Annotated in this window: 24 protein-coding genes and 1 riboswitch; of the genes, 17 read left to right on the forward strand and 7 right to left on the reverse strand. The window is 72.6% G+C overall.

The features are described 5' to 3' along the window. Positions 1-2 precede the first annotated feature (2 nt). A complete protein-coding gene (locus ACWCP0_RS09845) occupies positions 3-755 on the reverse strand; it encodes a cobalt-precorrin-6A reductase (protein ID WP_451078339.1) in 753 nt (250 codons plus the stop codon). A gap of 11 nt (positions 756-766) precedes the next feature. Here ACWCP0_RS09845 and ACWCP0_RS09850 point away from each other — a divergent pair, with 11 nt between their 5' ends. Both ACWCP0_RS09850 and ACWCP0_RS09855 read left to right on the forward strand, forming a co-directional pair. Then, positions 767-1927: a cobalt-precorrin-5B (C(1))-methyltransferase gene (locus ACWCP0_RS09850; protein ID WP_451078340.1), complete on the forward strand. Its 1161-nt coding sequence runs from the start codon at positions 767-769 to the stop codon at positions 1925-1927. Between the two features lie 72 nt (positions 1928-1999). Continuing rightward, entirely contained in the window at positions 2000-2419 is a 420-nt protein-coding gene (locus tag ACWCP0_RS09855; protein WP_451078544.1) for a flavin monoamine oxidase family protein, read from the forward strand. 27 nt (positions 2420-2446) lie between these two features. Here ACWCP0_RS09855 and ACWCP0_RS09860 read toward each other — a convergent pair whose 3' ends face one another. From ACWCP0_RS09860 to ACWCP0_RS09870, 3 genes are read right to left on the reverse strand one after another with little or no spacing between them, the layout of a single operon-like run. Beyond that, positions 2447-3961, reverse strand: a complete 1515-nt coding sequence (locus ACWCP0_RS09860) for a precorrin-2 C(20)-methyltransferase (protein WP_451078341.1) — start codon at positions 3959-3961, stop codon at positions 2447-2449. Positions 3962-3969: 8 nt separating this feature from the next. Then, positions 3970-4611 carry a precorrin-8X methylmutase gene (locus ACWCP0_RS09865; RefSeq protein ID WP_451078342.1) on the reverse strand — a complete coding sequence of 214 codons (642 nt, stop codon included), beginning with the start codon at positions 4609-4611 and terminating at the stop codon, positions 3970-3972. Then, a complete protein-coding gene (locus ACWCP0_RS09870) occupies positions 4608-5969 on the reverse strand; it encodes a cobalamin biosynthesis protein CobG (protein ID WP_451078343.1) in 1362 nt (453 codons plus the stop codon). Before ACWCP0_RS09870 ends, ACWCP0_RS09865 begins: the two co-directional genes overlap by 4 nt. Positions 5970-6042: 73 nt before the next feature. Then, positions 6043-6186: riboswitch (cobalamin riboswitch) on the forward strand. 34 nt (positions 6187-6220) lie between these two features. On the opposite strand from ACWCP0_RS09870, the gene cobN reads away from it, so the two are divergent. The 3 genes from cobN (at position 6221) to ACWCP0_RS09885 (ending at position 11695) form a co-directional block, all read left to right on the forward strand. Then, positions 6221-9859, forward strand: a complete 3639-nt coding sequence (cobN, locus tag ACWCP0_RS09875; protein WP_451078344.1) for a cobaltochelatase subunit CobN — start codon at positions 6221-6223, stop codon at positions 9857-9859. Positions 9860-9961: 102 nt separating this feature from the next. Next, a complete protein-coding gene (locus ACWCP0_RS09880; protein ID WP_451078345.1) occupies positions 9962-10528 on the forward strand; it encodes a DM13 domain-containing protein in 567 nt (188 codons plus the stop codon). Positions 10529-10540: 12 nt separating this feature from the next. Further along, positions 10541-11695 carry a methyltransferase gene (locus tag ACWCP0_RS09885; RefSeq protein ID WP_451078346.1) on the forward strand — a complete coding sequence of 385 codons (1155 nt, stop codon included), beginning with the start codon at positions 10541-10543 and terminating at the stop codon, positions 11693-11695. A 398-nt stretch (positions 11696-12093) separates the two neighbouring features. Here the strand turns inward: ACWCP0_RS09885 and ACWCP0_RS09890 are convergent, their stop codons facing one another. Continuing rightward, the gene (locus ACWCP0_RS09890; protein WP_451078347.1) at positions 12094-12504 is read right to left on the reverse strand and encodes a rodlin; all 411 of its coding nucleotides are present in this window, start codon (positions 12502-12504) and stop codon (positions 12094-12096) included. A gap of 378 nt (positions 12505-12882) precedes the next feature. On the opposite strand from ACWCP0_RS09890, the gene ACWCP0_RS09895 reads away from it, so the two are divergent. The 3 genes from ACWCP0_RS09895 to ACWCP0_RS09905 all read left to right on the forward strand — a co-directional run bounded on the left by ACWCP0_RS09895 (position 12883) and on the right by ACWCP0_RS09905 (position 14663). Further along, positions 12883-13293 (forward strand): rodlin, encoded by a 411-nt coding sequence (locus tag ACWCP0_RS09895; RefSeq protein WP_451078348.1) that lies wholly within the window; start codon positions 12883-12885, stop codon positions 13291-13293. Between the two features lie 176 nt (positions 13294-13469). Continuing rightward, positions 13470-13703, forward strand: coding sequence for a chaplin (locus tag ACWCP0_RS09900; RefSeq protein WP_451078349.1), 234 nt, complete (start codon positions 13470-13472; stop codon positions 13701-13703). 108 nt (positions 13704-13811) lie between these two features. Beyond that, complete coding sequence (locus ACWCP0_RS09905; protein WP_451078350.1) at positions 13812-14663, forward strand: chaplin; 852 nt, start codon at positions 13812-13814, stop codon at positions 14661-14663. Positions 14664-14802: 139 nt separating this feature from the next. Here ACWCP0_RS09905 and ACWCP0_RS09910 read toward each other — a convergent pair whose 3' ends face one another. Further along, positions 14803-15954: a glycosyltransferase gene (locus ACWCP0_RS09910; protein ID WP_451078545.1), complete on the reverse strand. Its 1152-nt coding sequence runs from the start codon at positions 15952-15954 to the stop codon at positions 14803-14805. 296 nt (positions 15955-16250) lie between these two features. Between ACWCP0_RS09910 and ACWCP0_RS09915 the strand changes: the two genes are divergently transcribed. The 6 genes from ACWCP0_RS09915 to ACWCP0_RS09940 all read left to right on the forward strand — a co-directional run bounded on the left by ACWCP0_RS09915 (position 16251) and on the right by ACWCP0_RS09940 (position 20404). Continuing rightward, complete coding sequence (locus ACWCP0_RS09915) at positions 16251-16490, forward strand: chaplin (RefSeq protein ID WP_451078351.1); 240 nt, start codon at positions 16251-16253, stop codon at positions 16488-16490. Between the two features lie 231 nt (positions 16491-16721). Beyond that, positions 16722-16961, forward strand: a complete 240-nt coding sequence (locus ACWCP0_RS09920) for a chaplin (RefSeq protein ID WP_451078546.1) — start codon at positions 16722-16724, stop codon at positions 16959-16961. 273 nt (positions 16962-17234) lie between these two features. Next, positions 17235-18032 (forward strand): hypothetical protein, encoded by a 798-nt coding sequence (locus ACWCP0_RS09925; RefSeq protein ID WP_451078352.1) that lies wholly within the window; start codon positions 17235-17237, stop codon positions 18030-18032. Between the two features lie 303 nt (positions 18033-18335). Then, a complete protein-coding gene (locus ACWCP0_RS09930) occupies positions 18336-18620 on the forward strand; it encodes a hypothetical protein (protein ID WP_451078353.1) in 285 nt (94 codons plus the stop codon). Between the two features lie 273 nt (positions 18621-18893). Next, positions 18894-19397, forward strand: coding sequence for a DUF5949 family protein (locus ACWCP0_RS09935; RefSeq protein ID WP_451078354.1), 504 nt, complete (start codon positions 18894-18896; stop codon positions 19395-19397). Positions 19398-19762: 365 nt separating this feature from the next. After that, positions 19763-20404 (forward strand): vitamin K epoxide reductase family protein, encoded by a 642-nt coding sequence (locus tag ACWCP0_RS09940; protein WP_451078355.1) that lies wholly within the window; start codon positions 19763-19765, stop codon positions 20402-20404. 2 nt (positions 20405-20406) lie between these two features. Here ACWCP0_RS09940 and ACWCP0_RS09945 read toward each other — a convergent pair whose 3' ends face one another. After that, complete coding sequence (locus ACWCP0_RS09945) at positions 20407-22047, reverse strand: IclR family transcriptional regulator domain-containing protein (protein ID WP_451078356.1); 1641 nt, start codon at positions 22045-22047, stop codon at positions 20407-20409. A 141-nt stretch (positions 22048-22188) separates the two neighbouring features. Here ACWCP0_RS09945 and ACWCP0_RS09950 point away from each other — a divergent pair, with 141 nt between their 5' ends. From ACWCP0_RS09950 to ACWCP0_RS09960, 3 genes are read left to right on the forward strand one after another with little or no spacing between them, the layout of a single operon-like run. Next, a complete protein-coding gene (locus ACWCP0_RS09950; RefSeq protein WP_451078357.1) occupies positions 22189-22989 on the forward strand; it encodes a CoA transferase subunit A in 801 nt (266 codons plus the stop codon). Further along, the gene (locus ACWCP0_RS09955) at positions 22989-23615 is read left to right on the forward strand and encodes a 3-oxoacid CoA-transferase subunit B (protein WP_451078358.1); all 627 of its coding nucleotides are present in this window, start codon (positions 22989-22991) and stop codon (positions 23613-23615) included. The genes ACWCP0_RS09950 and ACWCP0_RS09955 overlap by 1 nt, the downstream gene beginning before the upstream one ends. Further along, the gene (locus ACWCP0_RS09960; RefSeq protein ID WP_451078359.1) at positions 23612-24802 is read left to right on the forward strand and encodes a thiolase family protein; all 1191 of its coding nucleotides are present in this window, start codon (positions 23612-23614) and stop codon (positions 24800-24802) included. Before ACWCP0_RS09955 ends, ACWCP0_RS09960 begins: the two co-directional genes overlap by 4 nt. The last annotated feature ends 6 nt before the right edge of the window (positions 24803-24808 follow it).

Genomic DNA, 24808 nt, shown 5'->3' on the forward strand with positions numbered 1-24808 from the left:
CGTCAGACCGGGCCGAGGCCGTCCACCCACGCCAGCGCCTCCTCCGGCGTCGTCGCCACAGGCACCCCGTCCGGCACCGTCGGGCGGCGGACGATCACCACGGGGATGCCCGCCTCGCGGGCCGCGGTGAGCTTCGGGACCGTCGCGGCGCCGCCGCTGTCCTTGGTCACCAGGACGTCGATGCGGTGCCCGCGCAGGAGTGCGCGTTCGCCGTCGATGGTGAAGGGGCCGCGGTCCAGGAGGACTTCCATCCGGGCGGGGTGCGGGGGCTCGGGCGGGTCGACGGAGCGGACCAGGAACCAGAGCGTGTCGTCGGCGTCCGCGAAGGCCGCGAGGCCCATCCGGCCGGTGGTGAGGAAGACCCTGCGGCCCAGCGCGGGCAGGGCCCGTGCGGCCTCCTTCAGGGACCCCACGGAGTGCCAGTCGTCGCCCGCGACCGGGGCCCACCCGGGCCTGCGCAGGGCCAGCAGGGGAACATGGGCGAGGCCGGCGGCTCGAGCCGCGTTGAAACTGATCGTCCCGGCGAAAGGATGGGTGGCGTCGATGAGCACGTCCACGCGGTGCCCGCGCAGCCACGCCGCGAGGCCCTCCGCCCCGCCGAAACCCCCGATGCGCACCTCGCCCTCGGGGGGCCTGGGCGCCGCGACCCGGCCCGCGAGCGACGTCGTCACCCGCACCCCGCGGGCGTGCAGGGCCCCGGCGAGGGCGCGGGCCTCCGTCGTACCGCCGAGGACGAGGATGTGCGTGCGGTCCATGAGGTCTTCCGATGAGTGAGGCCGGTGGTGGGCGGGACGCCCAACTCAAGCACACCGGCCTGCGCCCCGGCTGGACCACCGGTGCCTGCGCCACCGCCGCGACGACCGCCGCGTACACCGCGCTGCTCGGCGGCGACTTCCCCGACCCGGTGACGATCACGCTGCCGAGAGGGCAGACCCCGGCGTTCGCGCTGGCCGCGGAGGAGCTGACGGACGGGTACGCCATGGCGGGCGTCGTGAAGGATGCGGGCGACGACCCGGACGTCACCCACGGCGCGCTGGTCCGTGCGACGGTACGGCTCCTGCCGGCGGGTTCCGGCGTCGTCTTCCGGGCCGGTCCCGGCGTCGGCACCGTCACCCGTCCCGGACTGCCGCTCGACGTCGGCGAGCCCGCCATCAATCCCGTACCGCGCCAGATGATGCGCGATCACGTCGCCCGGGTCGCGGCACGGCACCGCGCCGCAGCCGCCGACGTCGAGATCACGATCTCCGTCGACCACGGCGAGGAGACAGCCCGTTCCACGTGGAACCCACGGCTCGGCATTCTGGGCGGGCTGTCCATCCTGGGCACGACCGGGATCGTCGTCCCCTACTCCTGCTCGGCGTGGATCGACTCGATCCGGCGCGGTGTGGACGTGGCCCGGGCGGCGGGCCGTACACATGTCGCGGGCTGCACGGGATCCACGTCCGAGAAGACCGTCGTCTCGCTGTACGGGCTCCCCGAGGACGCCCTGCTCGACATGGGCGACTTCGCGGGCGCGGTGCTCAAGTACGTACGCCGGCATCCGGTGGAGCGGCTCACCATCTGCGGCGGCTTCGCGAAGCTGTCGAAACTCGCCGCCGGGCATCTGGATCTGCACTCCGCCCGCTCCCAGGTCGACAAGGGCTTCCTGGCGGAGCTGGCGCGGGCGGGCGGGGCGGACGAAGCGCTGTCGGAGGAGGTCGCGACCGCCAACACCGGCCTGGCCGCCCTGCAGTTGTGCGCCGCGCGCGGTGTGCCGCTGGGCGACCTCGTGGCCGCGGCCGCCCGCGACCAGGCGCTCGGCGTGCTCCGGGGCGCGCCGGTCACGGTGGACGTGGTGTGCATCGACCGCGCGGGGTCGGTGGTGGGGCGAAGTGCCCCGGTGGGGCCGGGGGCTGTTCCCCCGCCCCGCCTCTCCCCGAAACCCTGACGGGATCCGGGACGGCGCCGGCCCCGGCGATGCAGCTGGGCGTCGCACCCGGGAGCCGGTCGGCCGGACCGGATCGCTCCCGCTCCCCCCGGGCGGCCCGTGCCGATCACCATCGACCAGACTCCGCGCCCGGGGCGGCCGGGAGTGCTGAGCAGCTATGCGCTCGGGGCCGGGGCCGTGCGGCTCGGCCGCCTGGATCCCGAGGAGCGGCGGGACGTCTGGCTGGGCGCGCTCGCCGAGCGTTTCGGCGCGCAGGCGCGCCGTCCCACCGCATACCTGGAGGCCGACTGGTCCGAGCAACCGTGGTCGCCGGGCGGGATGGTCGCCCATTTCCCGCCGGGCGCGCTGACCGGTTACGGCAGCGCGCTGCGCGAGCCCGTGGGCCGTGTCCACTGGGCGGGTACGGAGTCGGCGACGCTGATGCACGGACTGATGGAGGGGGCGGTGCGCTCCGGCGAGCGCGCCGCCCGCGAAGTCCTGGCCGTGAACTGATCGCCCGCGCGGCGTGTGCCGCCCGGGCTAGACGGGGTACGTACGCGGGGTCCAGACGACGGTCTCGCCCTCACTCTCGCCCTCGCCGTCGCCCGAGCCCCGCCTGACCGTGCGCGTCTGCGAGGAACCGACCAGCAGCAGCGTCCTCATGTCGACCACCGCCGGGTCCAGTTCGCCGAGGCGCACGATCCGCACGCTCTCCTCCGGGCCGCCCACGTCGCGCGCGACGACGACCGGGGTGCCGGGAGCGCGGTGTTCCAGGAGCAGCTCGCGGGCCTTGGCCACCTGCCAGGTGCGGCTGCGCGAGCCCGGGTTGTAGAGGGCCAGCACGAGATCGGCCGCGGCCGCGGCATGCAGCCGTTCCGCGATGACCTCCCACGGCTTGAGCCGGTCGGAGAGCGAGATCGTCGCGTAGTCGTGGCCCAGCGGAGCGCCCGCGCGAGCGGCCGCAGCGTTCGCCGCGGTGACGCCCGGCAGGACGCGTACGGGCACGTCCGCGTACGGCTCCTGCGAGGCGACCTCCAGCACCGCCGTGGCCATGGCGAAGACGCCCGGGTCGCCGCCCGACACCACGGCCACGCGCCGCCCGCGCCGCGCGAGGTCCAGCGCGAACTCCGCGCGCTCCGACTCCACCTTGTTGTCGGAGCCGTGGCGGCGCTGGCCCGGCCGCACCGGCACCCGGTCCAGGTACGTCGTGTAGCCGACCAGGTCGTCGGCGGAGGCGAGCGCGCCCCGGGTCTCGGGCGTCAGCCAGAGCGGACCGGCCGGTCCCGTGCCCACGACGACGACCTCACCCTCGGCACGCGCGGCCGGAGGCACCTCGTCGACACGGCTCGGCAGCACCGCCACCGAGAAGTACGGCACCGAATCCGGATCCACGTCCGCCAGCCGGTCCGTGCGCTCGCCGTCCATCGTGGCGCGCTCCACGTACCGCGCGTCGTCCAGCCGCCCCGCGCGCTCCAGCGCCCGCCGCACCGCAGGGAACGTACGCCCCAGCTTCATCACGACGGCCGAGTCGGTCGAGGCCAGACGGGCCGTCAGCTCCTCCTCCGGCAGCGTGCCGGGGATGATCGTCAGGACTTCCTCCGCCTCGCACAACGGCTTCCCGAGCCGTGCCGCGGCCGCGCTCACCGACGTGACCCCGGGGATCACCTCGGTCGGATAGCGGTGGGCCAGCCGCTTGTGCATGTGCTGGTACGAGCCGTAGAAGAGCGGGTCGCCCTCCGCGAGCACGGCGACGGTCCGCCCCGCGTCGAGATGGGCCGCGAGGCGCTCCGCCGCCTCCTCGTAGAAGTCGTCGAGCGCGCCGCGGTAGCCGCCGGGGTGGTCGGTGGTCTCGACCGTGACCGGGTACATCAGGCGCTCCTCGATGTGGTCGGGGCGCAGATGCCTCGCGACGATCGAGCGGGCGATGGAACGGCCGTGCCGGGCACTGTGATACGCGACGACGTCCGCCTCCGCGACGACTTCGGCCGCCCGCAGGGTCATCAGGGACGGGTCGCCGGGACCGAGCCCGACTCCGTACAGCTTCCCGGTCGTCATCCCGCTGCTCATTCCGCCTCACTCGCCATCGCGTTGATCGCCGCCGCGGCCATGGCGCTTCCGCCGCGCCGCCCGCGTACCACCAGGTGCTCGATGCCGCTGCTGTGCCCGGCGAGCGCGTCCTTGGACTCGGCGGCGCCTATGAAGCCGACCGGGACGCCGATGACGGCCGCCGGACGGGGTGCGCCCTCCTCGATCATCTCCAGGAGCCGGAAGAGTGCGGTGGGCGCGTTGCCCACGGCGACGACCGAGCCTTCGAGGCGGTCGCGCCACAGTTCGAGGGCAGCGGCGCTCCGGGTCGTTCCGAGCTCGGCGGCGAGTGCCGGCACGGACGGGTCGGAGAGCGTGCAGATCACCTCGTTGTCGGCGGGCAGCCGCTTGCGGGTGACGCCGCTGGCGACCATCCGGGCGTCGCACAGGATGGGTGCGCCGGCGCGCAGGGCCTCGCGGGCGCGGGCCACCACGGCGTGCGAGTACGCGAGATCGCGGACGAGGTCGACCATGCCGCAGGCGTGGATCATCCGCACCGCGACCTGGCTGACGTCGGCGGGGAGCGCGGAGAGGTCGGCCTCGGCGCGGATGGTGGCAAAGGACTGGCGGTAGATCTCCGCGCCGTCCTTCTCGTAGTCGAACACGGTGCTCTCGCTCATTTCCTCGTACGTGACGCCGCCGTCACGGCGTCGGCCAGTGCAGTTCGGGTGACGGGCACGCCGTTCACCTCGTAGCGGTCGCCGCCCGTCGCGACCACGTCCACGTACGCCCCGTGGGGACGCCCGCAGCGCCGTTCGCAGCCCGACCAGTACACGGGCAGGCCGCCGCCCGGCGCCGCGTCCGCCCGTACGTCGGACAGGGACTTGGCGCACCCGGGCCGGCCGGTGCAGGCGCCGTACCAGGCGGAGTGAGGTGCGGTGATGAACCCCGCCCGCGCGAGTGCGGCAAGCCGTGCATCGGCCGCGTCGCGATCCGCGAAGCCGGGCACGACCACCCCGCGCCACGGAGTGAGCCGCACCTCGCCCCCGGGCGCGGGCAGCAGCGCCCGCACCTGGCGGACGGTGAGCCGTCCGAGCGGCGCTCCGACCGACAGGGCCCAGCTTTCGGCCCCTTGGACGACCCCGGGGAGGGGGCCCGCGGCCGGCCGGCCTCCGGCGGTGTCCTCCCCACCCCGCCCCTTCCCGGACGGGGGCTCCGCCCCGGACCCCGGGACAGGACCGGGAACCGGCTGCGGGCCCGGATGTCCGTCCTCGACCGCCGGACGGGCTCCGAACGGGAAGAGCTCCGCCGCGACACCCGCCGCCTCCAGATACGCCCCCACCGGCACGGCCTGCCCCACGGGCAGCTCCCGCACCCGCCACGCCCCCGTGCCCGCCGCGGCCGCCGCGGCGAGGAACGCTTCGGCCGCGGCGAGGGCGGCACGCGGCGCGTCAGCGGTGCGGACGCGGAAGGCCTGCGGCCCGACGCGCAGGACCGCCACACCTCCCGGCTCTGCGAGCAAGGTCACATCCGCACCGAGCCCCGCCACATCCCCGCGCCCGTCGTCCAGCGCGAACAGGAAACGCCCCGAAAGCCCGGCCGCCCAGTCGCTCGCGCACAGCAGTTCGTCCAGTCGTCGTGCCCACAACTGCACATCGGCACAGCCGAGTCCGTCGAGTCCGGCGAGCGGCGATGCCACCAGGTTCCGTACCCGCTCATGGGTCTCGGAGGGAAGCAGCCCGGCTTTGCGGAGCAGCGCCGCGAGTTCTGCCCCGCAGCCCTCGCCGAGGCCGCGCAGCTCCACGTTCCCGCGCGAGGTGATGCTCAGCGCACCGTCTCCCAACGCCTCGGCGGACGCGGCCAGAACCTCGACCTGACGAGACGTCAGAAGACCTGCGGGAAGCCGGAGTCGGGCCAGCCCGCCGTCGTCCGCCGCATGCAGCCGCAGTGCTCCCGGGCAGGCATCTCCCCGGTCCCGTATGCGGGTTTCGCCCCGGTCCGGGGGTGTTGGTGGTGTCGGCGGCATGGCGGCGAGCATACCCACGTCCTCCCCACGTCCCTGCCCGCGTCCTTCGGGCTCCTCCGAGGTGACCGCCCCGGTGGCAGCGAGCAGCCTCTACTATGCAGACGGCACAGGGTCCCAGGACCCTAGGGAGGAAGCCCGGTGAGATTCCGGCGCGGTCCCGCCACTGTGAACCGGGCCTCGTCACGCGGCCAGGTGAGTCAGGAACTCCCGCCGTCCTACGACCACCCGGGGCGCGGACACCCCGAGGAAGGCCTGCGCACGCGATGACGCACGCGACGATCCTGCTGCTGTCGACCTCCGACACCGACCTGCTCAGCGCCCGCGCGGCCACAGGCCCGGTCGACCACCGCTTCGCCAACCCCTCCCGCCTCGCGCTGGAGGAGCTGCCCGCGCTGCTCGACGGCACGGACCTCGTCGTCGTACGCCTCCTCGGTGGCATCCGTGCCTGGCAGGAGGGGATCGACGCACTGCTCGCGCAGGCGCGGCCCGTGGTGGTCCTCACCGGCGAACAGGCCCCCGACGCACAGCTGATGGAGGCGTCCACCGTCCCCATCGGCATCGCGGCCGAGGCGCACGCCTACCTCGCGCACGGCGGGCCGGCCAACCTGGAGCAGCTCGCCCGGTTCCTGTCCGACACGGTCCTGCTCACCGGCCACGGCTTCGAGCCGCCGGCGCCCGCCCCCACCTGGGGCCCCCTCGACCGCACCCCGCGCAGCACGACCGGCCCCACGGTCGCGGTCCTCTACTACCGCGCCCACCACATGAGCGGCAACACCGCCTTCGTCGGCGCCCTCTGCGACGCCGTCGAGGACGCGGGTGGTCAGGCCCTTCCCCTCTACGTCGCATCGCTCCGCGCCCCCGAGCCCGAGCTGCTCGACCGGCTCCGAGGCGCCGACGCCGTCGTCACCACCGTCCTCGCCGCGGGCGGCACCAGGCCCGCAGAGGCACAGGCCGGCGGCGACGACGAGTCCTGGGACGCGGGTGCGCTCGCCGCGCTCGACGTGCCCGTCCTGCAGGCGCTGTGCCTGACCGGGTCGCGCAGCACATGGGAGGAGAGCGACGAGGGGCTGTCCCCGCTGGACGCCGCGAGCCAGGTCGCGGTCCCCGAGTTCGACGGCCGCCTCATCACCGTCCCGTTCTCCTTCAAGGAGATCGACGAGGACGGCCTGCCCGCGTACGTCGCCGACGCCGAGCGCGCGGCCCGCGTCGCCGGGATCGCCGTACGGCACGCGCGGCTGCGCCACATCCCGAACGCCGGCAAGCGCCTCGCGCTCGTCCTGTCCGCGTACCCGACGAAGCACTCCCGCATCGGCAACGCCGTCGGCCTCGACACCCCCGCGTCCGCCGTCGCTCTGCTGCGCCGACTCCGCGACGAGGGCTACGACTTCGGTACGGAGGAGATCCCCGGCCTCTCCCCCGTGGCCTCCGGCACGGGAGGTGCCCCCGGCCGCTCCGGCGACGAACTGATTCACGCGCTCATCGAGGCGGGCGGCCACGACCGGGACTGGCTCACCGACGAGCAGCTCGCCCGCAACCCGGTCCGTATCCCGGCGGCCGACTACAGGCGCTGGTACGCCACGCTCCCGCAGGAGCTGCGCGAGCACGTGGAGCAGCACTGGGGCCCGGCGCCGGGCGAGATGTTCCTGGACCGCTCCCGCAACCCGGAGGGCGACATCGTGCTGGCCGCCCTGCGGCGCGGCAACCTGCTGATCCTCATCCAGCCCCCGCGCGGCTTCGGTGAGAACCCGATCGCGATCTACCACGACCCCGATCTGCCGCCCTCGCACCACTACCTCGCCGCCTACCGCTGGATCGCGGCCGCGGAGGACGACGGCGGCTTCGGCGCCGACGCGATGATCCACCTCGGCAAGCACGGGAACCTGGAGTGGCTGCCCGGCAAGAACGCCGGCCTGTCCGCCGCCTGCGCGCCCGACGCGGCGCTCGGCGACCTGCCGCTCGTCTACCCGTTCCTGGTCAACGACCCGGGCGAGGGCACCCAGGCCAAGCGCCGGGCGCACGCCACGCTCATCGACCATCTCGTGCCGCCGATGGCCCGCGCCGACTCGTACGGCGACATCGCACGCCTGGAGCAGCTGCTCGACGAGTACGCGCAGATCTCCTCCATGGACCCGGCGAAGCTGCCCGCCGTCCGCGCCCAGATCTGGACGCTGATCCAGGCCGCCAGGCTCGACCACGACCTCGGCCTGGACGACCGCCCCGACGACGACGGCTTCGACGACTTCCTGCTCCACGTCGACGGCTGGCTGTGCGAGGTCAAGGACGCCCAGATCCGCGACGGACTGCACGTCCTCGGCGGCGCGCCCACCGGCCCCGAGCGGGTCAATCTCGTCCTGTCGATCCTCCGTGCGCGGCAGATCTGGGGCGGCACGACCACCCTGCCCGGACTGCGCGAAGCCCTCGGCCTCGACGAGTCCGCCGCGACCCGTACGACCGCCGACGAGGCGGAGGCCACGGCCCGTGCGCTGGTCGAGGCGATGGAGGCGGCGGACTGGAACCCGGCCGCGGTGCCGGCCGTGGCAGCGGGCCACGGCCCGCAGGTGGCCGAGATCCTGCAGTTCGCCGCCCAGCAGGTCGTCCCGCGCCTGTCCGCCACGACCGACGAACTCGACAACAGCGTCCACGCGCTGAACGGCGGCTTCGTCCCGGCCGGTCCGTCCGGCTCGCCGTTGCGCGGACTGGTCAACGTCCTGCCGACCGGCCGCAACTTCTACTCCGTCGACCCCAAGGCCGTCCCCTCCCGCCTCGCCTGGGAGACCGGCCAGGCCCTCGCCGATTCGCTGCTCACGCGCTACCGCACCGACAACGGCGACTGGCCGACCTCCGTCGGCCTCTCCCTGTGGGGGACGAGCGCGATGCGTACGGCGGGCGACGACGTCGCCGAGGCCCTCGCCCTGCTCGGGGTCCGGCCCGTCTGGGACGACGCGTCGCGCCGCGTCACCGGCCTGGAGCCCGTCCCGGCCGAGGAGCTGGGCCGCCCGCGCATCGATGTCACGCTCCGCATCTCCGGATTCTTCCGGGACGCGTTCCCGCACGTCATCGGACTGCTCGACGACGCGGTACGGCTCGCCGCCGCGCTCGACGAGCCCGCCGACGTCAACCACGTACGGGCCCATGCCCAGGCGGACCTCGCCGAGCACGGCGACGAACGCCGCGCCACGACCCGTATCTTCGGCTCCCGCCCGGGCACGTACGGCGCCGGCCTGCTGCAGCTGATCGACTCCCGCGACTGGCGCACCGACGCGGACCTCGCCGAGGTCTACACGGTGTGGGGCGGCTACGCGTACGGCCGCGGGCTCGAAGGACGCCCGGCGCGCGAGGAGATGGAGACGGCGTACAAGCGGATCGCGGTCGCCGCGAAGAACACGGACACGCGCGAGCACGACATCGCCGACTCCGACGACTACTTCCAGTACCACGGCGGCATGGTCGCCACCGTCCGCGCCCTGCGCGGCACCGCGCCCGAGGCGTACATCGGCGACTCCACCCGACCCGAGACGGTCCGTACGCGGACGCTGGTCGAGGAGACGTCCCGCGTCTTCCGCGCGCGGGTCGTCAACCCCAAGTGGATCGAGGCGATGCGCCGCCACGGCTACAAGGGCGCCTTCGAACTCGCCGCTACCGTGGACTACTTGTTCGGCTACGACGCCACCACCGGCGTCGTCGCCGACTGGATGTACGACAAGCTCACCCAGGCGTACGTCCTGGACCCCGAGAACCGCGAGTTCCTGCAGCAGGCCAACCCCTGGGCCCTCCACGGCATCGCCGAACGCCTCCTGGAAGCCGAGTCCCGCGGTATGTGGGCCAAGCCCGACCCGGCGGTGCTGGAGGCGCTTCGGCAGGTGTTCCTGGAGACCGAGGGCGACTTGGAGGGCGACGACTAGGTGGCTTCCGGTGAGCGCGCCCCTGCCGCACCGTCCCGCCGTAAGAATTCCGTCACCGGCCAAAAGGCCCGCCGGGGGCGCGGTCCCCGCTTCAATAGGGGCATGAAGGCAGCAGCAGTGTTGAGGAAGCCGGTCGTCGCCATCATCCTGGCGGTGGTGGCGGTGGCGCTCGGCTTCGGTCTGTACTGGTTCCAGCCGTGGCAGCTGTTCGTCGACCGGACCGTGCGCGAGGAGCTTCCGGCCGCGGTGCCCCCGGCCGCCTCCGCCACCCCGGACGCGTCCGCTTCCGCGCCCTCCTCGCCCGCGACCCCCGTGACCCTCGCCTCGGGCTCGTTCATCAGTCATGAGCACGCCACGAAGGGCACGGTCAGGATCGTCGAGCTCCCGGACGGCTCGCGCACGCTCCGGCTGGAGGGCCTCGACACGAGCAACGGCCCCGACCTGCGGGTCTGGCTCACCGACGCACCGGTGAAGGAGGGCGTGGCCGGCTGGCGCGTCTTCGACGACGGCGCGTACGTCAGCCTCGGGAAGCTCAAGGGCAACAAGGGCGACCAGAACTACGCGCTGCCCGCCGACGTCGATCTGGGCACGTACTCCAGCGTCGCCATCTGGTGCGACCGCTTCGACGTCTCCTTCGGCGCGGCGGAGCTCACGAAGGCGGCCGCGTAGCCTGAAAGGACGATGAACACCTTCACGACGTCATGGGGCGACCTCGGCCTCACGCGCTTTCCCGAGGACCCCCGTGACCAGCTCCGCGCCTGGGACGCCTCCGACGAGTACCTGCTGCGCCACCTGGAGGGCGAAGAGGCCGTCGGCACCGCCGTCGTCCTGGGCGACCGCTGGGGTGCCCTGACCACCGCGCTCGCCGCGCACCGGCCCGTGCAGATCACCGACTCGTACCTGACCCAGCAGGCGACCCGCGCCAATCTCGCCCGCAACCGCACGCCGGCCGAGGCCGACGGCGTACGGCTGCTGTCGACCCAGGACTCGCCCCCGGACCGGATCGACGTCCTGCTGGTGCGCGTGCCCAAGAGCCTCGCCCTCCTCGAGGACCAGCTGCAGCGGCTCGCGCCGCATCTGCACGCGGACACCCTCGTCGTCGGTACGGGCATGGTGACGGAGATCCACACCTCCACGCTGAAGCTGTTCGAGCGGATCATCGGCCCGACCAGGACCTCGCTGGCCGTGAAGAAGGCGCGGTTGATCTTCTGCACCCCGGATCCCGAGCTGCTCGCCTCCGCACCCGCGGCCGGCTGGCCGCGCCGCTACGACCTGCCCCCGGACATCGGCGCCATGTCCGGCCGCGCCGTCACCAATCACGCGGGCATCTTCTGCGCCGAGCGCCTCGACATCGGCACGCGCTTCTTCCTCCGGCACCTGCCGCAGCGCCGCGGCCCGCTCCGCGTCGTGGACCTGGGCTGCGGCAACGGAGTGGTCGGTACGGCCGCCGCCGTGGCGAACCCCGAGGCCGACGTGGTGTTCACGGACGAGTCGTACCAGGCGGTGGCATCGGCCGAGGCGACGTTCCGGGCGAACACGGGCCCGGCCGCGAAGGCCGAGTTCCTCGTGGGCGACGCGCTGTCGGGCCTGGAGCGGGAGTCCGTGGACCTCGTACTGAACAATCCGCCGTTCCACACCCACCGGGCCCTGACCGACAGCACCTCCTGGCGCATGTTCACCGGCTCACGCGCCGCGCTGCGCCCCGGCGGCGAGCTGTGGGTGATCGGCAACCGGCATCTCGGCTATCACGTCCGGCTGCGTCGGCTCTTCGGCAACTGCGAGACCGTCGCGAGCAACCCGAAGTTCGTCGTGCTGCGCGCGGTCCGACAGCGCTGAACCGCCCCGCGCGGGGCCGTGCCCGCCACGACGTGTCACACGAACGGTGCGAGCAGGTGCAGCACATGGCGCGCGTACTTCCTCTTTCGCGCCACGAGGCGGGGCTTTGGGGGATATTGGGGGCATGGCGGAGCACAAAGGGCGATGGGAACGGCAGCGACTGATTCCGGCGAGCCGGAGCGAGCCGGCACTCAGGCCGGCCGAGCCGATCTACGCATCACTCATGGCCCAGTGGTCCGATGAGGGCAGGACCGTCCCCGGCGTCCCCGACCGCGAATGGAACACGGTCGTCGCCCGGTCCTGCTGGCCGCGCTGGTAGGGCGCGCAGCCGCTCATGCAGAAGGGCCGGGCCGCCGCGGAGTACCGCGACGGCCCGGCCCGAAGACCGGCGCCGACGATCAGCTGTTGCCCTCGCCGTTGCCGGAGAGCGCGGCGATGTCGTCGAGTACGTGCGACAGGGACTCGTCGCCCTTGGCCTGCGTCGAGTTCTCGGTGCACTGCTGGTACTGCGGGTTGGCCAGCACATTGACGTCCTGGACCGTGACGGGCACCACGCCGACGAGAGAGCCCGCGTTGCCCTTGACCGGCAGGCCGACACAGGGCTTGTTGAGCGAGCCCTGGACGAGCGCCATCTGCGGGCTCATGTTGCCGTACGTGGCCTGGTTGCCGTACAGCTGTGCGGAGTTGGTGCCACTCTCCGAGATGGTGCCGGTGTCGTTACCGATGGCCAGGGCCTGCGGCGCCGCCGCGGCCGAGACGCCGACGACGGAGGCGGTCACGGCGACAGCCGCCATAGCCTTCTTGATCACGACTGATTCCCTTTCTGGGGGGTGAGAGGGGATACCGGAAGGCGCTGGGGCCCGATTCCGGAGCCTCCTGACCAACTCCCGCCACCGGAGTTGGTTCTTCCGCTTCACTCCAACGGGCGGCGCCGAACCGCCCGTCCTGACATAGAGGTGCGACGCCCGTCCCTCGCCCGTCAGGGCGTGGGGAACCGGGCGGAATGACGAGCGGCCCGTGAATGCGGAACGCGGTCGCGGAGCCCCGCTCTTCCGTATGCCGGTATCGGCGGGATGCATGAAGATCGCTGCGGGCCATCCGGGTGAATTCGCAGAACCAAGCCGCGGCTGACGAGTTGAACCGGCGCGCGGACAAGCTCATGCGCTCCGGCTGAAAGGGAAGTTTTGATGATCAAGAAGGTTATGACTGCGGTAGCCGTCACGGCCTCCGTCGTCGGCGTCTCGGCCGCGGCGGCGCCGCAGGCCCTGGCCATCGGCGATGACATCGGCACCGTCTCCCAGAGCGGCATCGGCGCCTCGCAGGTGTACGGCAACCAGGCCACGTACGGCAACATGAGCCCGCAGATGGCGCTCGTCCAGGGCTCGCTCAACAAGCCCTGTGTCGGCCTGCCGGCCAAGGCCAACGCCGGTTCGCTCGTCGGCGTCGTGCCGGTCACGGTCCAGGACGTCAACGTCCTCGCCAACCCGCAGAACCAGCAGTGCACCGAGAACTCGACGCAGGCCAAGGGCGACGAGTCCCTGTCGCACCTCCTCAACGACATCGCCGCGCTCTCCGGCAACGGCGAGAGCAACGGCTGATTCCGGAGTTTCCGGATCGACCAACATGAATCGTCCGGTGGACGTCCGAGTGGGCGCAGGGAAATGGCCGCCCGGGCGGCTTTCCCGGTGGACAACCCCTCGTTGTCAGTGCGTCAGTGGCCGGCCCGAGCGGGTTCGTCATGACACCGACACGATCGCAAGAAGAAGGAAGTCCGATGAAGTACAAGAAGACCGCTGCGGCTTTCGCCGGCGTGATGCTGGCCATGGGTATGGCCTCGCCGGCCCTCGCGGACTCCGACGCCGCCGGTGCGGCCACTGATTCGCCGGGTGTGCTGTCCGGGAATGTCATCCAGATTCCCGTGCATGTTCCGGTCAACGTCTGCGGCAATACCGTCAATGTCATCGCCCTGCTGAACCCGGCGTTCGGCAACTACTGCACAGCCGACTGACGTACGGCCTCGCACACAGCCCTTAGGGGTCGTTTTCTGCCGGTCCTGGGATGCACCGCCGGTGCGCTCCGGGACTGGTTCTCGAACTGAGAGCGGGAAAAAACACACATGATGCGACAGGTCATCAGCAAGGGAATCCTGACGGCCGCGGCGGCCACCAGCATTCTGTCTCTGAACGGTGCAACCGCCAGCGCCGACTCCCAGGCGGACGGGGGTGCCGCGGGTTCCCCCGGGGTGCTGTCGGGCAACCTTGTTCAGGCGCCCATCGACGTCCCGGTCAATGTCTGCGGGAACTCCGTGGACGTGGTCGGGTTGCTCAACCCGGCATTCGGCAACCACTGTGCGAACGTGTCGGACACCGACGAGCCGGGCGACGCGGCCTCCGGGTCCTCGGCGACGGGTGGCACGGCGGACTCCCCGGGAGTGGGCTCCGGCAACACCATCCAGGCCCCGGTGCACGTCCCGGTCAACGCCTGCGGGAACTCCGTGGACGTCATCGGTGCGCTCAACCCGGCCTTCGGCAACACCTGCGTCAACGGTGACGCAGAGCTGCCGGAGCCGCCCACGGGGCCGCAGACGCCTCCGGGGCCGCAGTCGCCTCCGGAGCCGGAGACGCCGACGGTGCCGGGCGGGCCGAACGTGCCGGAGACGCCGACGGTGCCGAACGTGCCGAACGTGCCGAACGTGCCGGAGACGCCGACGGTGCCGGGCGTGCCGAACGTGCCGGAGACGCCGACGGTGCCGGGCGTGCCGACCCAGCCGACTCCGGAGCCCCCGGTGATCGCGAACCCGCCGGTGCCCACCGACGAGGGCCGGACGATCACGCCGGCCGCCCCTGCGCCGCAGCTGGCCGAGACCGGCTTCCAGGGCGAGATGCTGGCTGCCGGCGCCGCCGCCGCGGGTCTGCTGCTCGGCGGTGGAGTGCTGTACCGGCGCGGCAGGGCTGCCGTCCGCCGCTGAACCTTCCGTACACGCACGTCACTTGCGTGGCTCCAGGCCGGGAGAGTCTCCCCTCGACTCTCCCGGCCCTTCGGCGTCCGAAGGGGTGCCGTCGACGCGATTGCACCGGTCTGCACCGGCCCGCTTCCTCCGACGGACCTCAGGGCCGGACGCCGACCAGTTCGCGGTACACATCGGCGACCGCCTCCGCGGTGTGCCGTACGTCATGTGCGGAGAGGACGTGGTGGTGGCCCCGGCGGCCGAGCGCGCTGCGCAGCGGCGCGTTGAGCAGCAGATCTCCCATCGCCGTGGCCAGCGCGTAGGGATCACGGGGCGGGGCCAGGCAGAAGAGGGCATGCCCGGGCGGCAGGCTCTCGCGCGCCCCGTCGACGTCGGTGACGACGACCGAGCGCCCGCAGGCCATCGCCTCCAGCGGCGCCAGCGCCATGCCCTCCCACCGGGACGGGAGGACCACCAGGTCGGCGGCCCGGTACCAGGGCGCCGGGTCCTGCACGGCGCCGGCGAAGCGCACGGACGCGGAGGCGAAGGAGTGCAGTGACTCCTCGTCGGGCCCTTCCCCGACGAGGACGAGACAGGCGTTGGGAAGTCTGCGCAGCACTTGCTCCCAGGCCACGAGCAGCAGATCCTGCCCTTTCTGCCGGCACAGCCGCCCCACGCACACCACGAGCGGCGCCGACTCGGGCAGATCGGCGACGAGCGGCGGCAGCGACCTCGGCCGGACGTCGGGGGCGGGCCGGAAGCGCTCGGTGTCCACGCCGTTGGGGATGACGCTCCAGTGCGCGTCGACACCGGCCGTCTCGCCCGTGCGCCGTTCCGCCTCGCTGACGCAGACGACACGGTCCGTCCAGCGCGCCCCGTACCGCTCCCAGCGCCGCGCCAGCAGGGCCGTGGCCCCGCCGACGGCCTCGAACGACCAGGCGTGCGGCTGGAACACGGTCGGGATCCTGCCGCGCACGGCGAGCCGCGCCGCCAGGCCGGCCCTCGCGCTGTGGGCGTGCACGACACGCGGTCGCAGCCGCCCCACCAGGCGGGCGAGCTGCCGGATCTCATGGAGCAGCAGCGGCCCCGGCACGCCGCCGGCCCGCCAGCGGTGGACGTCGGCGCCGAGTCCGCGTACGGCCTCGCCCAGGACGCCGCCGTCGGGGCATGCCACGGCCACGCTCAGCCCGTCACGGACCTGGTTCGTCACCAGGTCCGTGACGACCTGCGCGACCCCGCCGTCGACGGGCTGCACGACGTGGAGCACGGCCGGACGCCGGCCGTGCGGAAGGGAATGCGGCAGCACACGCAGATCGGTCACGGTCTCTGGTCGTGGAGTTCGGAACTTCATTTCCCGCGCCTTGGACGGCGGCACCCATGGAATGACGCTTTCACCGGCTCTCCGTATTCGCGGGCGAAGGGAGGGAATCCTTCTGCCAATGCTTCGCGTGTTACGCGGGGGCCGGGATGCGACTCTAACCGTCTTTCGGTCCGAGCCGCAGGGGACGGCGCGCGCCGAATCAATCCTTTTGATGTTCAGCCGTGTCCGGAAGTCGCCCATCGTCGTTGAGTGTTGTACCCCCATCGGATATCCGAAAGGAAGCAATGATGAAGCGAATCGCGAAGTCGGTCGCGCTGGCGGGCAGCGGTGCTGCCCTGGTCCTGGGTGGCGCCGGCATGGCCGTCGCCGACAGTGGTGCGAACGGCGTCGCCGAGGGCTCGCCCGGTGTCGCCTCCGGCAATGTCATCCAGGTTCCGGTGCACGTTCCGGTCAACGCCTGTGGCAACACCGTCAACGTCATCGCCCTGCTGAACCCGGCGTTCGGCAACGCCTGCGCCAACGACTGATCCGCTCGACGACGTACCAGACCTCATGGCTGCGGGGCTTCCGAGCGCCGAGGCCGGGGCGCTCGGCCCGACGTCTGGTCCTGGCAGCGTCTCGCTGCCAGGCCCGGCGTTCGTGCCGACCGACCCGTGTTCACCCCTTTGGCCGCACAACCTGACAGTCCCCCCTGCGTTGAAGCAGTGGCCGGGCAGTCACGCACGGCCACTGAACAAATGACCAAGGAGTACCTCTCCATGTCGCGTACCGCGAAGGCTCTTGTCCTGTCCACCGTCGCTGCCGCCGCCGTTGCGGGCTCGGCCGGCCTCGCCACCGCCGACAGCGGTGCGCAGGGTGCCGCAGCCATGTCGCCGGGCGTTCTCTCGGGCAACGTGGTCCAGGTACCGGTCCACGTGCCGGTCAACGTCTGCGGCAACACCGTCAACGTCGTCGGCCTGCTGAACCCGGCGTTCGGCAACGTCTGCGTGAACGACTGACCGCCCTTCACCGCGTTTCCCTCGGGCCGCTCTCCCCGTCATCTCGGGGAGAGCGGCCTTGCGCTGTGTCCGCCAGTGGGGTCCCTCGAATGGCGGGGGCGGCACGCGAATGCGCGACACGCCCGAGGATCAAGAACTGACCAGCGCAAACGCTCCCACGTGTGAACAGGGCGCGGACAGGTTTGAGGACGCTCCGCAGTCGAACGGTTGCGCCTGGCAGAGGCTCCTCGCACGGTGATCACAAGATCCGTCGATCACCGAAAGGGATGTTCCATGCGTGCTCAGGCAACGCGTCGCATCACCACAACTGCCCTCTCTCTCGCGCTCGTTCTGGGCGCCGGCGGGCCCGCCATGGCAGCGCAGGAGCAGGCTCCGCGCGCCGGCGCCGCCGCCGCAACGGACGCGGCAGGCGTTCCCGTCCCGGACGCCGACTCCCTGTTCGCCCAGGCCGCTGTGCTTGCCGAACTCGGCGGTGTGCTGACCCCCGTCACCGACCTGATCGAGGCCGTACTCGCGGCCGACAGCGGCCGGCTCTCCGCCGAAGAGGCCGCGAAGCACGCCGCCGCCATCAGGGCGGCCATCGAAGCCGCCGTCGGGGCTCCCGCCACGACGCCGCAGGCCCCGGCGGCCCCCGAGACCCCGGCGGCCCCGGAGAAGCCCGCGGCCGAGACCCCGGCGGCCCCCGAGACCCCGGCAGCCCCGGAGAAGCCCGCGGCCGAGACCCCGGCGGCTCCGGGAATCCCGGAGATGCCCGAGGGTCCTCTGGCCGAGAAACCGGCGGCCGTGCCGTCGGCCGGTGACGACAAGGCGGCTTCGACGGACGTGAGGGAAGACGCGCTCGCCGCGCTGCAGAAGAGCGTGGACGCGCTTGTCGAGGCGTCCCGGTCGGGTGAGGCCGAGGCCGTGGCCACCGCGGTGACGGCCGTCGTGACCGGCGTCGCCAACCTGATCGCGGCCACCCTGCACGGTGGCGGCCTGCCGGCTGCGGACCTTCCGGGTCTGCCGACGCTGCGGCCGCCCGCGGACGGCGCACAGACGCCCGCCGTCGCTCCGGCGCAGCCCGAGAGCTGACCCGGCTGTTGCTCCGACCGTTCGTGCCGGCCCTGCAAGGGGCCGGCACGACGTGTTTTCACGAGGTTCGGGCGCCGGAACGGACGCGTTCCCGGCAGTTCATAAGAGAATCCGGCCGGGGGCACTTCATTCGGGTGGGGATGCGGGAATTCCCGGGAGTCCGGAGTTTCTGACGCGCCGAGGGATCGTTACACAAGGCGTAGCCGAATGGCAGGCAGAGAGGCGGCCACAAGCATCCGCAATATGCCTGAACCGTAGGACGCTTGCGCGCGCGACACGCGTCACCGAAGGAGAGATTCACTGATGAAGCCCATGAAGGTTGCCGCGGTTGTCGCCGGTTCCCTGGTGGCCGCCGGTGCCGCCGCGCCGGCGTTCGCCGCCGACCTCGCGCCGAGCAGTCTCAACGGTGCGCTGGACACCGTCACGACCCAGTCGTCGGCCGCGGCCGGGTCGCTGGCGAACGAGAGGCTGGACACGGAGCAGAAGGGTTCGGTGCTGCACACCGTCAACGGTGCGGCGGGCGACCTGAACGATGCGGGGAAGCTCGGTCCGAAGGGTCTCCTCGGCGGGCTTCCGGTCGGCGCCTGAGCGCCGGTCACGCGACGGTGGCCGGAGGCGGCCGCGCGGCCGGTCGCGGATTCACCCGGATGAATCTCCGGCACTGCGCCGACGGAGGGACGCCGGCCCCGCGGATCCCTCCGCCGCGGGGCCGGTCCGCGTCGGCCCGCTCCCGTACTGCCCCTGCCCCCGATCCCGTACGGGCGAGCGAGCCCGACACCTTCGGAGTAATCGGCGGCGGGACTCCCCCGCGCAGGTGACGCAGGCGCCCGGAGGGTCCCGGTAAGTCGCTAAGGTCCGACGGTGACCTCAACCTCCGGCGCCGTGCGCGCCTTCCGCCCGGCCCAGTTGGGCACCCTCGGCGTCATCGCCTGGAGCGGTGAACACCCCGACGACGAGCGGGACATGCCGTTCCTGCTGGCGTACTCCCTCGGTGACGGCGACCTCGGTCCGGAGGGGGTGGAGGTCGCCGCCCGGCAGCTGCTCGACGAGGTGGGACTGCCGGTCGGCACCGAGTACGTGGACGCCGCGCAGGCAGTCGGCTTCCCTCTGACCCTTCTCGTCGAGGCGGATCAGGCCGTGCTGACGATGCCTCATCTCAGCGCCCAGTGCCCGGTGCCGCCGGAGTGGCTTGCGGCGGTCCGGGAGCGGGGTCACGTCTACTTCCTCTTCGCCACCCGCCCATGGCCGCAGGCGGCACCCGGGGTGCCGGTCACCGAGGAGCAGCTGCGCAACTTCGTCGGTGACGAGGAGATGCTGGTCAGGGCCGCGCACTGTTTGCTGCCGGTGCGTCAGCTGCGCGGATGAATGGCGCCGTGGTCCGCGCGCAAAAGGGCCCGGCGGGCGGCCGGTGGGCCGCCTGCCGGGCCGTGTCTACGCCTGGCGGATCAGATATGCGGGGGTCGGCTCGCCGGGCGGGCGGCCGCGGGGTGCGCGACCTCCCGGGTGGCCCCGGCGAGCCTGAGTGTTATGTGGCGAAGCGTCAGCTGCATGATCGAGCTCCTCGCTGCACGGGTCGGGTCGATCCGACGCTAATCGGAATCTGACGATCCGTCGCGTTGGGCGGGAGGCGATTACTGCGTGCGCGCATCGGTCCACGTCGGCGAGGGTCGCCGAAACGATCTTTCCTGGTCTGCCTGAGCAGGGCGGGGGAGAGGGAGAGGGAGAGCGGTATGGAGACACGTACGAGGACGCGCATCCCGCGTCCGGCGCAGGCCCCGGACGACACCCCGTCAGATGCCGCCGGCGGCAGCCGCGGTTTCGCCTGGCTGCTGATCGTCACGGGCGCGGCGGGGCTGCTCGCGTCATGGGTCATCACGATCGACAAGTTCAGACTGCTCGAGGACCCGGGCTTCACGCCGGGCTGCAGCCTCAACCCCGTCGTGTCCTGCGGCAACATCATGAAGAGCGAGCAGGCCGCGGCCTTCGGCTTCCCCAACCCGATGCTGGGCCTCGTCTCGTACGCCGTCGTGATCGGCGTCGGCGCCGGGCTTCTGGCGGGTGCCCGCTACCGCCGCTGGTTCTGGCTCGCCCTCAACGCCGGCGCGTTCTTCGGTGTGGCTTTCTGCACCTGGCTCCAGTTCCAGTCGCTGTACCGCATCAGCGCGCTGTGTCTCTGGTGCTCGCTGGCCTGGGTCGCCACGATCCTTCTGTTCTGCTCCGTGACCCGTCACACCGTCGAGCACCGGATGCTCCCGGCTCCGGCGGGCCTGCGCCGCGGTCTGCGCGAGTTCGGCTGGGTGCCGCCGGTGCTGTGGACGGGGGTCATCGGGATGCTGATCCTGACCCGCTGGTGGGACTTCTGGATCAGCTGACGTCAGACCTCGGCGATGCGGGCGAAGCGGCCCACGATGTGGAGGTCGGTCTCGATGTGGGCGGCGGTGACGCGGAGTTGGGGGAGCACCTCGGTGAGGCACTCGTCCGGGGTGCGCCGGGTCGTGTGCATGGCGACGTTGAGCGCGGCGACGGTGCGGCCCGTGTGGTCGTGGACCGGGACGGCCAGGGACCGCAGGCCCTCCTCCAGTTCCTGGTCGACCAGGGAGTAGCCCTCGTCGCGGACGCGGTCGACGAGTGCGGAGAGCCGGGCGGGGTCGGTGACGGTACGGGGGGTCAGGGCGCGCAGATGGCTGCGGGCGATGAGGGCCGTGCGCTCCTCCTCGGGGAGGCCGGCGAGGAGGACGCGGCCCATCGACGCCGCGTACGCGGGGAAACGGGTGCCGATGGTGATGTTGACGCTCATGATGCGTTCGGTGGCGACGCGGGCCGTGTAGCGGATGTCGTCGCCGGCGAGGACGGCCAGGGACGCGGAGTCGTGGACATGGCGGACCAGTTCCGCCATGTGCGGGACGGCGATGTCGGGGAGTGTCGTCCGGGAGAGCGGGGGGCAACCGAGGGCGAGCACGCGCGGGGTGAGGCGGAAGGTCCGGTCCTCGGAGGTGACGTAGCCGAGGTGCTCCAGCGTGAGGAGGGCGCGGCGGGCCGTGGCGCGGGCGAGGCCCGTGGCCTCGGCGATCGCGGTGAGGCCGAGCTCCGCGCGGCCCTCGCCGAAGGCGGTGATCACGGTCAGCCCACGGGCGAGCGACTCCACGAACTCCGCGCCGAGCTCCTGCTTGGACGCGGCGGTCCCGTGCGCAAGGCCCTGCCCGGCGGTGCTCTCGGCGGCTCCGACCGTCGCGGTCGGCTCGGCGGCGGGCGGCGCCTGCCGCAGCTCGTGCTCCATCGCCGCCACGGCCTCGCGGACGCGGGGAAGCAGCGCGCGGCGCAGTGAGTCGGCGCTGTGGCGGCTGGTGTGGCTGACGACGCCGAGCGCGCAGGCCGTCCGCCCCTGCGGGTCGTGCACCGGGACCGCGAGGGCGACCAGTCCGGGCTCTATCAGCTGGTCGTCCAATGCCCAGCCGTCCTTCGCGGCGCGGGCGGCCCGTTCCTCGAAGTCCTCCCCCGGTGCGGTCCCGGGGCCCGCTCCGCGGCGCCACGCCGCCCACTCCTCGTCCGTCCACGCGGCGGCGAACAGCTGCCCCGGTGCGGTGCGTTCGGCAGGCAGCAGGTCGCCGATGCGGAAGGTCAGCGACATGGCACGCCGCCGCGTGGACTGGTGGATGAAGCGGATGCCGTCGCGGTCCGGCACGGCGAGCGACACCGACTCGTCGAGCTCGTCGGCGAGCCGTTCGGCGAGGGGGCCGAGCGGACCCGGCAGACCGACCGCGGCCAGATAGGCGTTGCCCAGCTCCATGAGCCGTGGCGCCGGCCTCGCCTCATGGCCGTCGAGGCGCAGGTAACCCATGCGTGCGAGGGTCGCGGCGACCCGGTCGACGGTGGAGCGGGCCAGCCCGGTCGCGCGGACGAGCTCGCTGAGGGGTACCCGGCCGCCGGCGTCGCTGATCGCGCGCAGTACGGCGATGCCGCGCATCAGCGGACCTACGGCCTCGGCGGGGGGCTCGGCAGGGGGCGTGGCCGGCATCGGATCTCCAGGGCGTTGACATGCGTGTCCGGTGCACGCACACTCAGGGCGAGTTGTTCATGAACTCTAGTTCATCTGGCGAACACACACGCCGAGCGTGACACGACAGGCGTCCCACGACAGGCATCGAACGGAAGCCCCATGGACAAAGTCGAACGGTCCGCGGCCGACGCGGTCGCCGGCATCGCGGATCACGCGTCGCTCGCCGTCGGCGGCTTCGGCCTCAGTGGTGTGCCGAATGTACTGATCGAGGCAGTGCACGCGCGCGGGGTCCGCGGACTGGGCGTCGTCTCCAACAACTGCGGCGTCGACGGCGGCGGCCTCGGCATCCTGCTCGCCGCGGGCCGCGTCGCCCGTGTCACCGGCTCGTACATCGGCGAGAACAAGGAGTTCGCCCGCCAGTACCTCGCCGGCGAGCTGGAGGTCGAGCTCGTCCCCCAGGGCACGCTCGCCGAGCGGCTGCGCGCCGGCGGCTGCGGTGTCCCGGCCTTCTACACCCCGGCCGGCGTCGGCACCCAGGTCGCCGACGGCGGACTGCCCTGGCGCTACTCCGCCAGCGCCGAAGGCTCTGGGGGACGCTCGGTCGCGGTCCCGTCCCCCGCCAAGGAGATCCGCACGTTCGACGGCCGCGACCATGTCCTGGAGCACGCCATCACCACCGACTTCGCGCTCGTACGGGCCGCCAAGGGCGACCGCCACGGAAACCTGGTCTTCCGCCGGGCCGCCCGGAACTTCAACCCGCTCGCCGCCATGGCGGGCCGCGTGACGATCGCCGAGGTCGAGCAGCTGGTCGAGCCGGGGGAGCTGGATCCGGACGCGATCCATGTACCGGGTGTCTTCGTGCAGCGCGTGCTGCCGCTCACGCCGGAGCAGGCCGCCGCCAAGGACGTCGAACACCGCACGGTGTCCGCTCCCCCGGCCCGAGGGGCGGTGCGCGCCTGATGGCCTGGACCCGCGAGGAGATGGCCGCCCGTGCGGCAGCCGAGCTGACCGACGGTTCCTACGTGAACCTCGGCATCGGGCTGCCCACGCTCGTGCCCGGCCACCTGCCGCCCGGCGTGGACGTCGTCCTGCACTCCGAGAACGGGATCCTCGGCGTCGGACCGTATCCGTACGAGGACGACATCGACCCCGATCTGATCAACGCGGGCAAGGAGACCGTCACGGTCCGGCCGGGCGCCGCGTTCTTCGACTCCGCGCTCTCCTTCGGCATGATCCGCGGCGGGCACATCGATACTGCCATCCTGGGAGCCATGCAGGTCTCCGCGACCGGCGACCTCGCCAACTGGTCCGTCCCCGGAAAGATGGTCAAGGGCATGGGAGGCGCGATGGACCTGATCCACGGCGCCCGCCGCGTCGTCGTCCTCACCGACCACACGGCCAAGGACGGCTCGCCGAAGCTCGTCCGCGCGTGCACGCTGCCGCTGACGGGCAGGGCATGCGTGCACCGCGTCATCACCGACCTGGGCGTGCTCGACGTGACCGGCGAGGGATTCGCCCTCGTCGAGACGGCACCCGGCGTCACCCCCGACGACGTACGAGACAAGACTGGAGCTGAGCTGACATGACCGACCGTCTGCGCGATGTGTACGTGGTCGACGCCGTCCGCACCCCCATCGGCAAGTACGGCGGCGCCCTGTCCGGCGTACGCCCCGACGACCTCGCCGCGGGAGTCCTCGGCGCCCTCGTCTCCCGCACGCCCGACCTCGACCCGTCCCGTATCGACGACGTCTTCTTCGGCGACGCCAACGGCGCCGGCGAGGACAACCGCGACGTGGCCCGCATGGCCGTGCTGCTCGCGGGCCTGCCGGTCACCGTGCCCGGCACGACGGTGAACCGGCTCTGCGGCTCCGGCATGGAGGCCGTCATCCAGGCCGCCCGCGCCATCGCCGTCGGCGACGCGTCGATCGCCGTCGCGGGCGGCGTCGAGTCGATGAGCCGCGCGCCCTGGGTGGTGCAGAAGCCGGAGCGCGGCTTCCCCGCCGGACACCAGCAGATGCACTCCACGACCCTCGGCTGGCGCATGGTCAACCCGCGCATGCCCGAGGAGTGGACCGTCGGCCTCGGCGAGGGCGCGGAGCTGCTCGCCGAGCGGTACGGCATCGAGCGCGAGGAGCAGGACGCCTTCGCCCTCGCCAGCCACAGGAACGCGGCCCGCGCCTGGGCCGACGGCCTGTACGACGGCGAGGTCGTCCCCGTACACGGCGTGGAGCTCGCGCGCGACGAGTGCATCCGCGACAGCACGTCGACGGAGGCCCTCGCCAAGCTGAAGCCGGTCTTCCGCAAGGACGGGACCGTCACCGCCGGCAACTCGTCCCCGCTCAACGACGGCGCCGCCGCGCTCCTGCTCGTGGACGAGGACGGACTGCGCGCCACCGGCCGCGAACCGCTCGCCCGCATCGGCGCGTCGGCCGTGACCGGCATCGAGCCGCAGTACTTCGGCGCGGGCCCGGTCGAGGCCGTCCGCCGGGCCCTGAAGAAGGCCGGCCGCGAGTTCGGCGACCTGCACACCGTCGAGCTCAACGAGGCCTTCGCCGCCCAGGCGCTGGCCTGTCTGCGCCAGTGGCCGGGGCTCGACCCGGCCGTCGTCAACCCGCGCGGCGGCGCCATCGCCATCGGGCACCCCCTCGGCGCTTCCGGTGCCCGGCTCACCGGCGCCGTGGCCCACCAGCTGGCCGCCGCGGGCTCCGGCACGGGCCTCGCCACGCTGTGCATCGGCGTCGGGCAGGGCCTCGCGCTCGTCCTGGAGAGGTGACGCCGC

The sequence above is a fragment of the Streptomyces sp. NPDC001970 genome (genome assembly GCF_053594115.1).

Excerpts from the sequence above, each read along its gene's own strand:
- ACWCP0_RS09845 (WP_451078339.1), bottom strand. The coding sequence starts at position 755 with ATGGACCGCACGCACATCCTCGTCCTCGGCGGTACGACGGAGGCCCGC.
- ACWCP0_RS09850 (WP_451078340.1), top strand. The coding sequence starts at position 767 with ATGAGTGAGGCCGGTGGTGGGCGGGACGCCCAACTCAAGCACACCGGC.
- ACWCP0_RS09860 (WP_451078341.1), bottom strand. The coding sequence starts at position 3,961 with ATGACGACCGGGAAGCTGTACGGAGTCGGGCTCGGTCCCGGCGACCCG.
- ACWCP0_RS09865 (WP_451078342.1), bottom strand. The coding sequence starts at position 4,611 with ATGAGCGAGAGCACCGTGTTCGACTACGAGAAGGACGGCGCGGAGATC.
- ACWCP0_RS09870 (WP_451078343.1), bottom strand. The coding sequence starts at position 5,969 with ATGCTCGCCGCCATGCCGCCGACACCACCAACACCCCCGGACCGGGGC.
- cobN (WP_451078344.1), top strand. The coding sequence starts at position 6,221 with ATGACGCACGCGACGATCCTGCTGCTGTCGACCTCCGACACCGACCTG.
- ACWCP0_RS09880 (WP_451078345.1), top strand. The coding sequence starts at position 9,962 with ATGAAGGCAGCAGCAGTGTTGAGGAAGCCGGTCGTCGCCATCATCCTG.
- ACWCP0_RS09885 (WP_451078346.1), top strand. The coding sequence starts at position 10,541 with ATGAACACCTTCACGACGTCATGGGGCGACCTCGGCCTCACGCGCTTT.
- ACWCP0_RS09895 (WP_451078348.1), top strand. The coding sequence starts at position 12,883 with ATGATCAAGAAGGTTATGACTGCGGTAGCCGTCACGGCCTCCGTCGTC.
- ACWCP0_RS09900 (WP_451078349.1), top strand. The coding sequence starts at position 13,470 with ATGAAGTACAAGAAGACCGCTGCGGCTTTCGCCGGCGTGATGCTGGCC.
- ACWCP0_RS09905 (WP_451078350.1), top strand. The coding sequence starts at position 13,812 with ATGATGCGACAGGTCATCAGCAAGGGAATCCTGACGGCCGCGGCGGCC.
- ACWCP0_RS09915 (WP_451078351.1), top strand. The coding sequence starts at position 16,251 with ATGAAGCGAATCGCGAAGTCGGTCGCGCTGGCGGGCAGCGGTGCTGCC.
- ACWCP0_RS09920 (WP_451078546.1), top strand. The coding sequence starts at position 16,722 with ATGTCGCGTACCGCGAAGGCTCTTGTCCTGTCCACCGTCGCTGCCGCC.
- ACWCP0_RS09925 (WP_451078352.1), top strand. The coding sequence starts at position 17,235 with ATGCGTGCTCAGGCAACGCGTCGCATCACCACAACTGCCCTCTCTCTC.
- ACWCP0_RS09930 (WP_451078353.1), top strand. The coding sequence starts at position 18,336 with ATGAAGCCCATGAAGGTTGCCGCGGTTGTCGCCGGTTCCCTGGTGGCC.
- ACWCP0_RS09940 (WP_451078355.1), top strand. The coding sequence starts at position 19,763 with ATGGAGACACGTACGAGGACGCGCATCCCGCGTCCGGCGCAGGCCCCG.
- ACWCP0_RS09945 (WP_451078356.1), bottom strand. The coding sequence starts at position 22,047 with ATGCCGGCCACGCCCCCTGCCGAGCCCCCCGCCGAGGCCGTAGGTCCG.
- ACWCP0_RS09950 (WP_451078357.1), top strand. The coding sequence starts at position 22,189 with ATGGACAAAGTCGAACGGTCCGCGGCCGACGCGGTCGCCGGCATCGCG.
- ACWCP0_RS09955 (WP_451078358.1), top strand. The coding sequence starts at position 22,989 with ATGGCCTGGACCCGCGAGGAGATGGCCGCCCGTGCGGCAGCCGAGCTG.
- ACWCP0_RS09960 (WP_451078359.1), top strand. The coding sequence starts at position 23,612 with ATGACCGACCGTCTGCGCGATGTGTACGTGGTCGACGCCGTCCGCACC.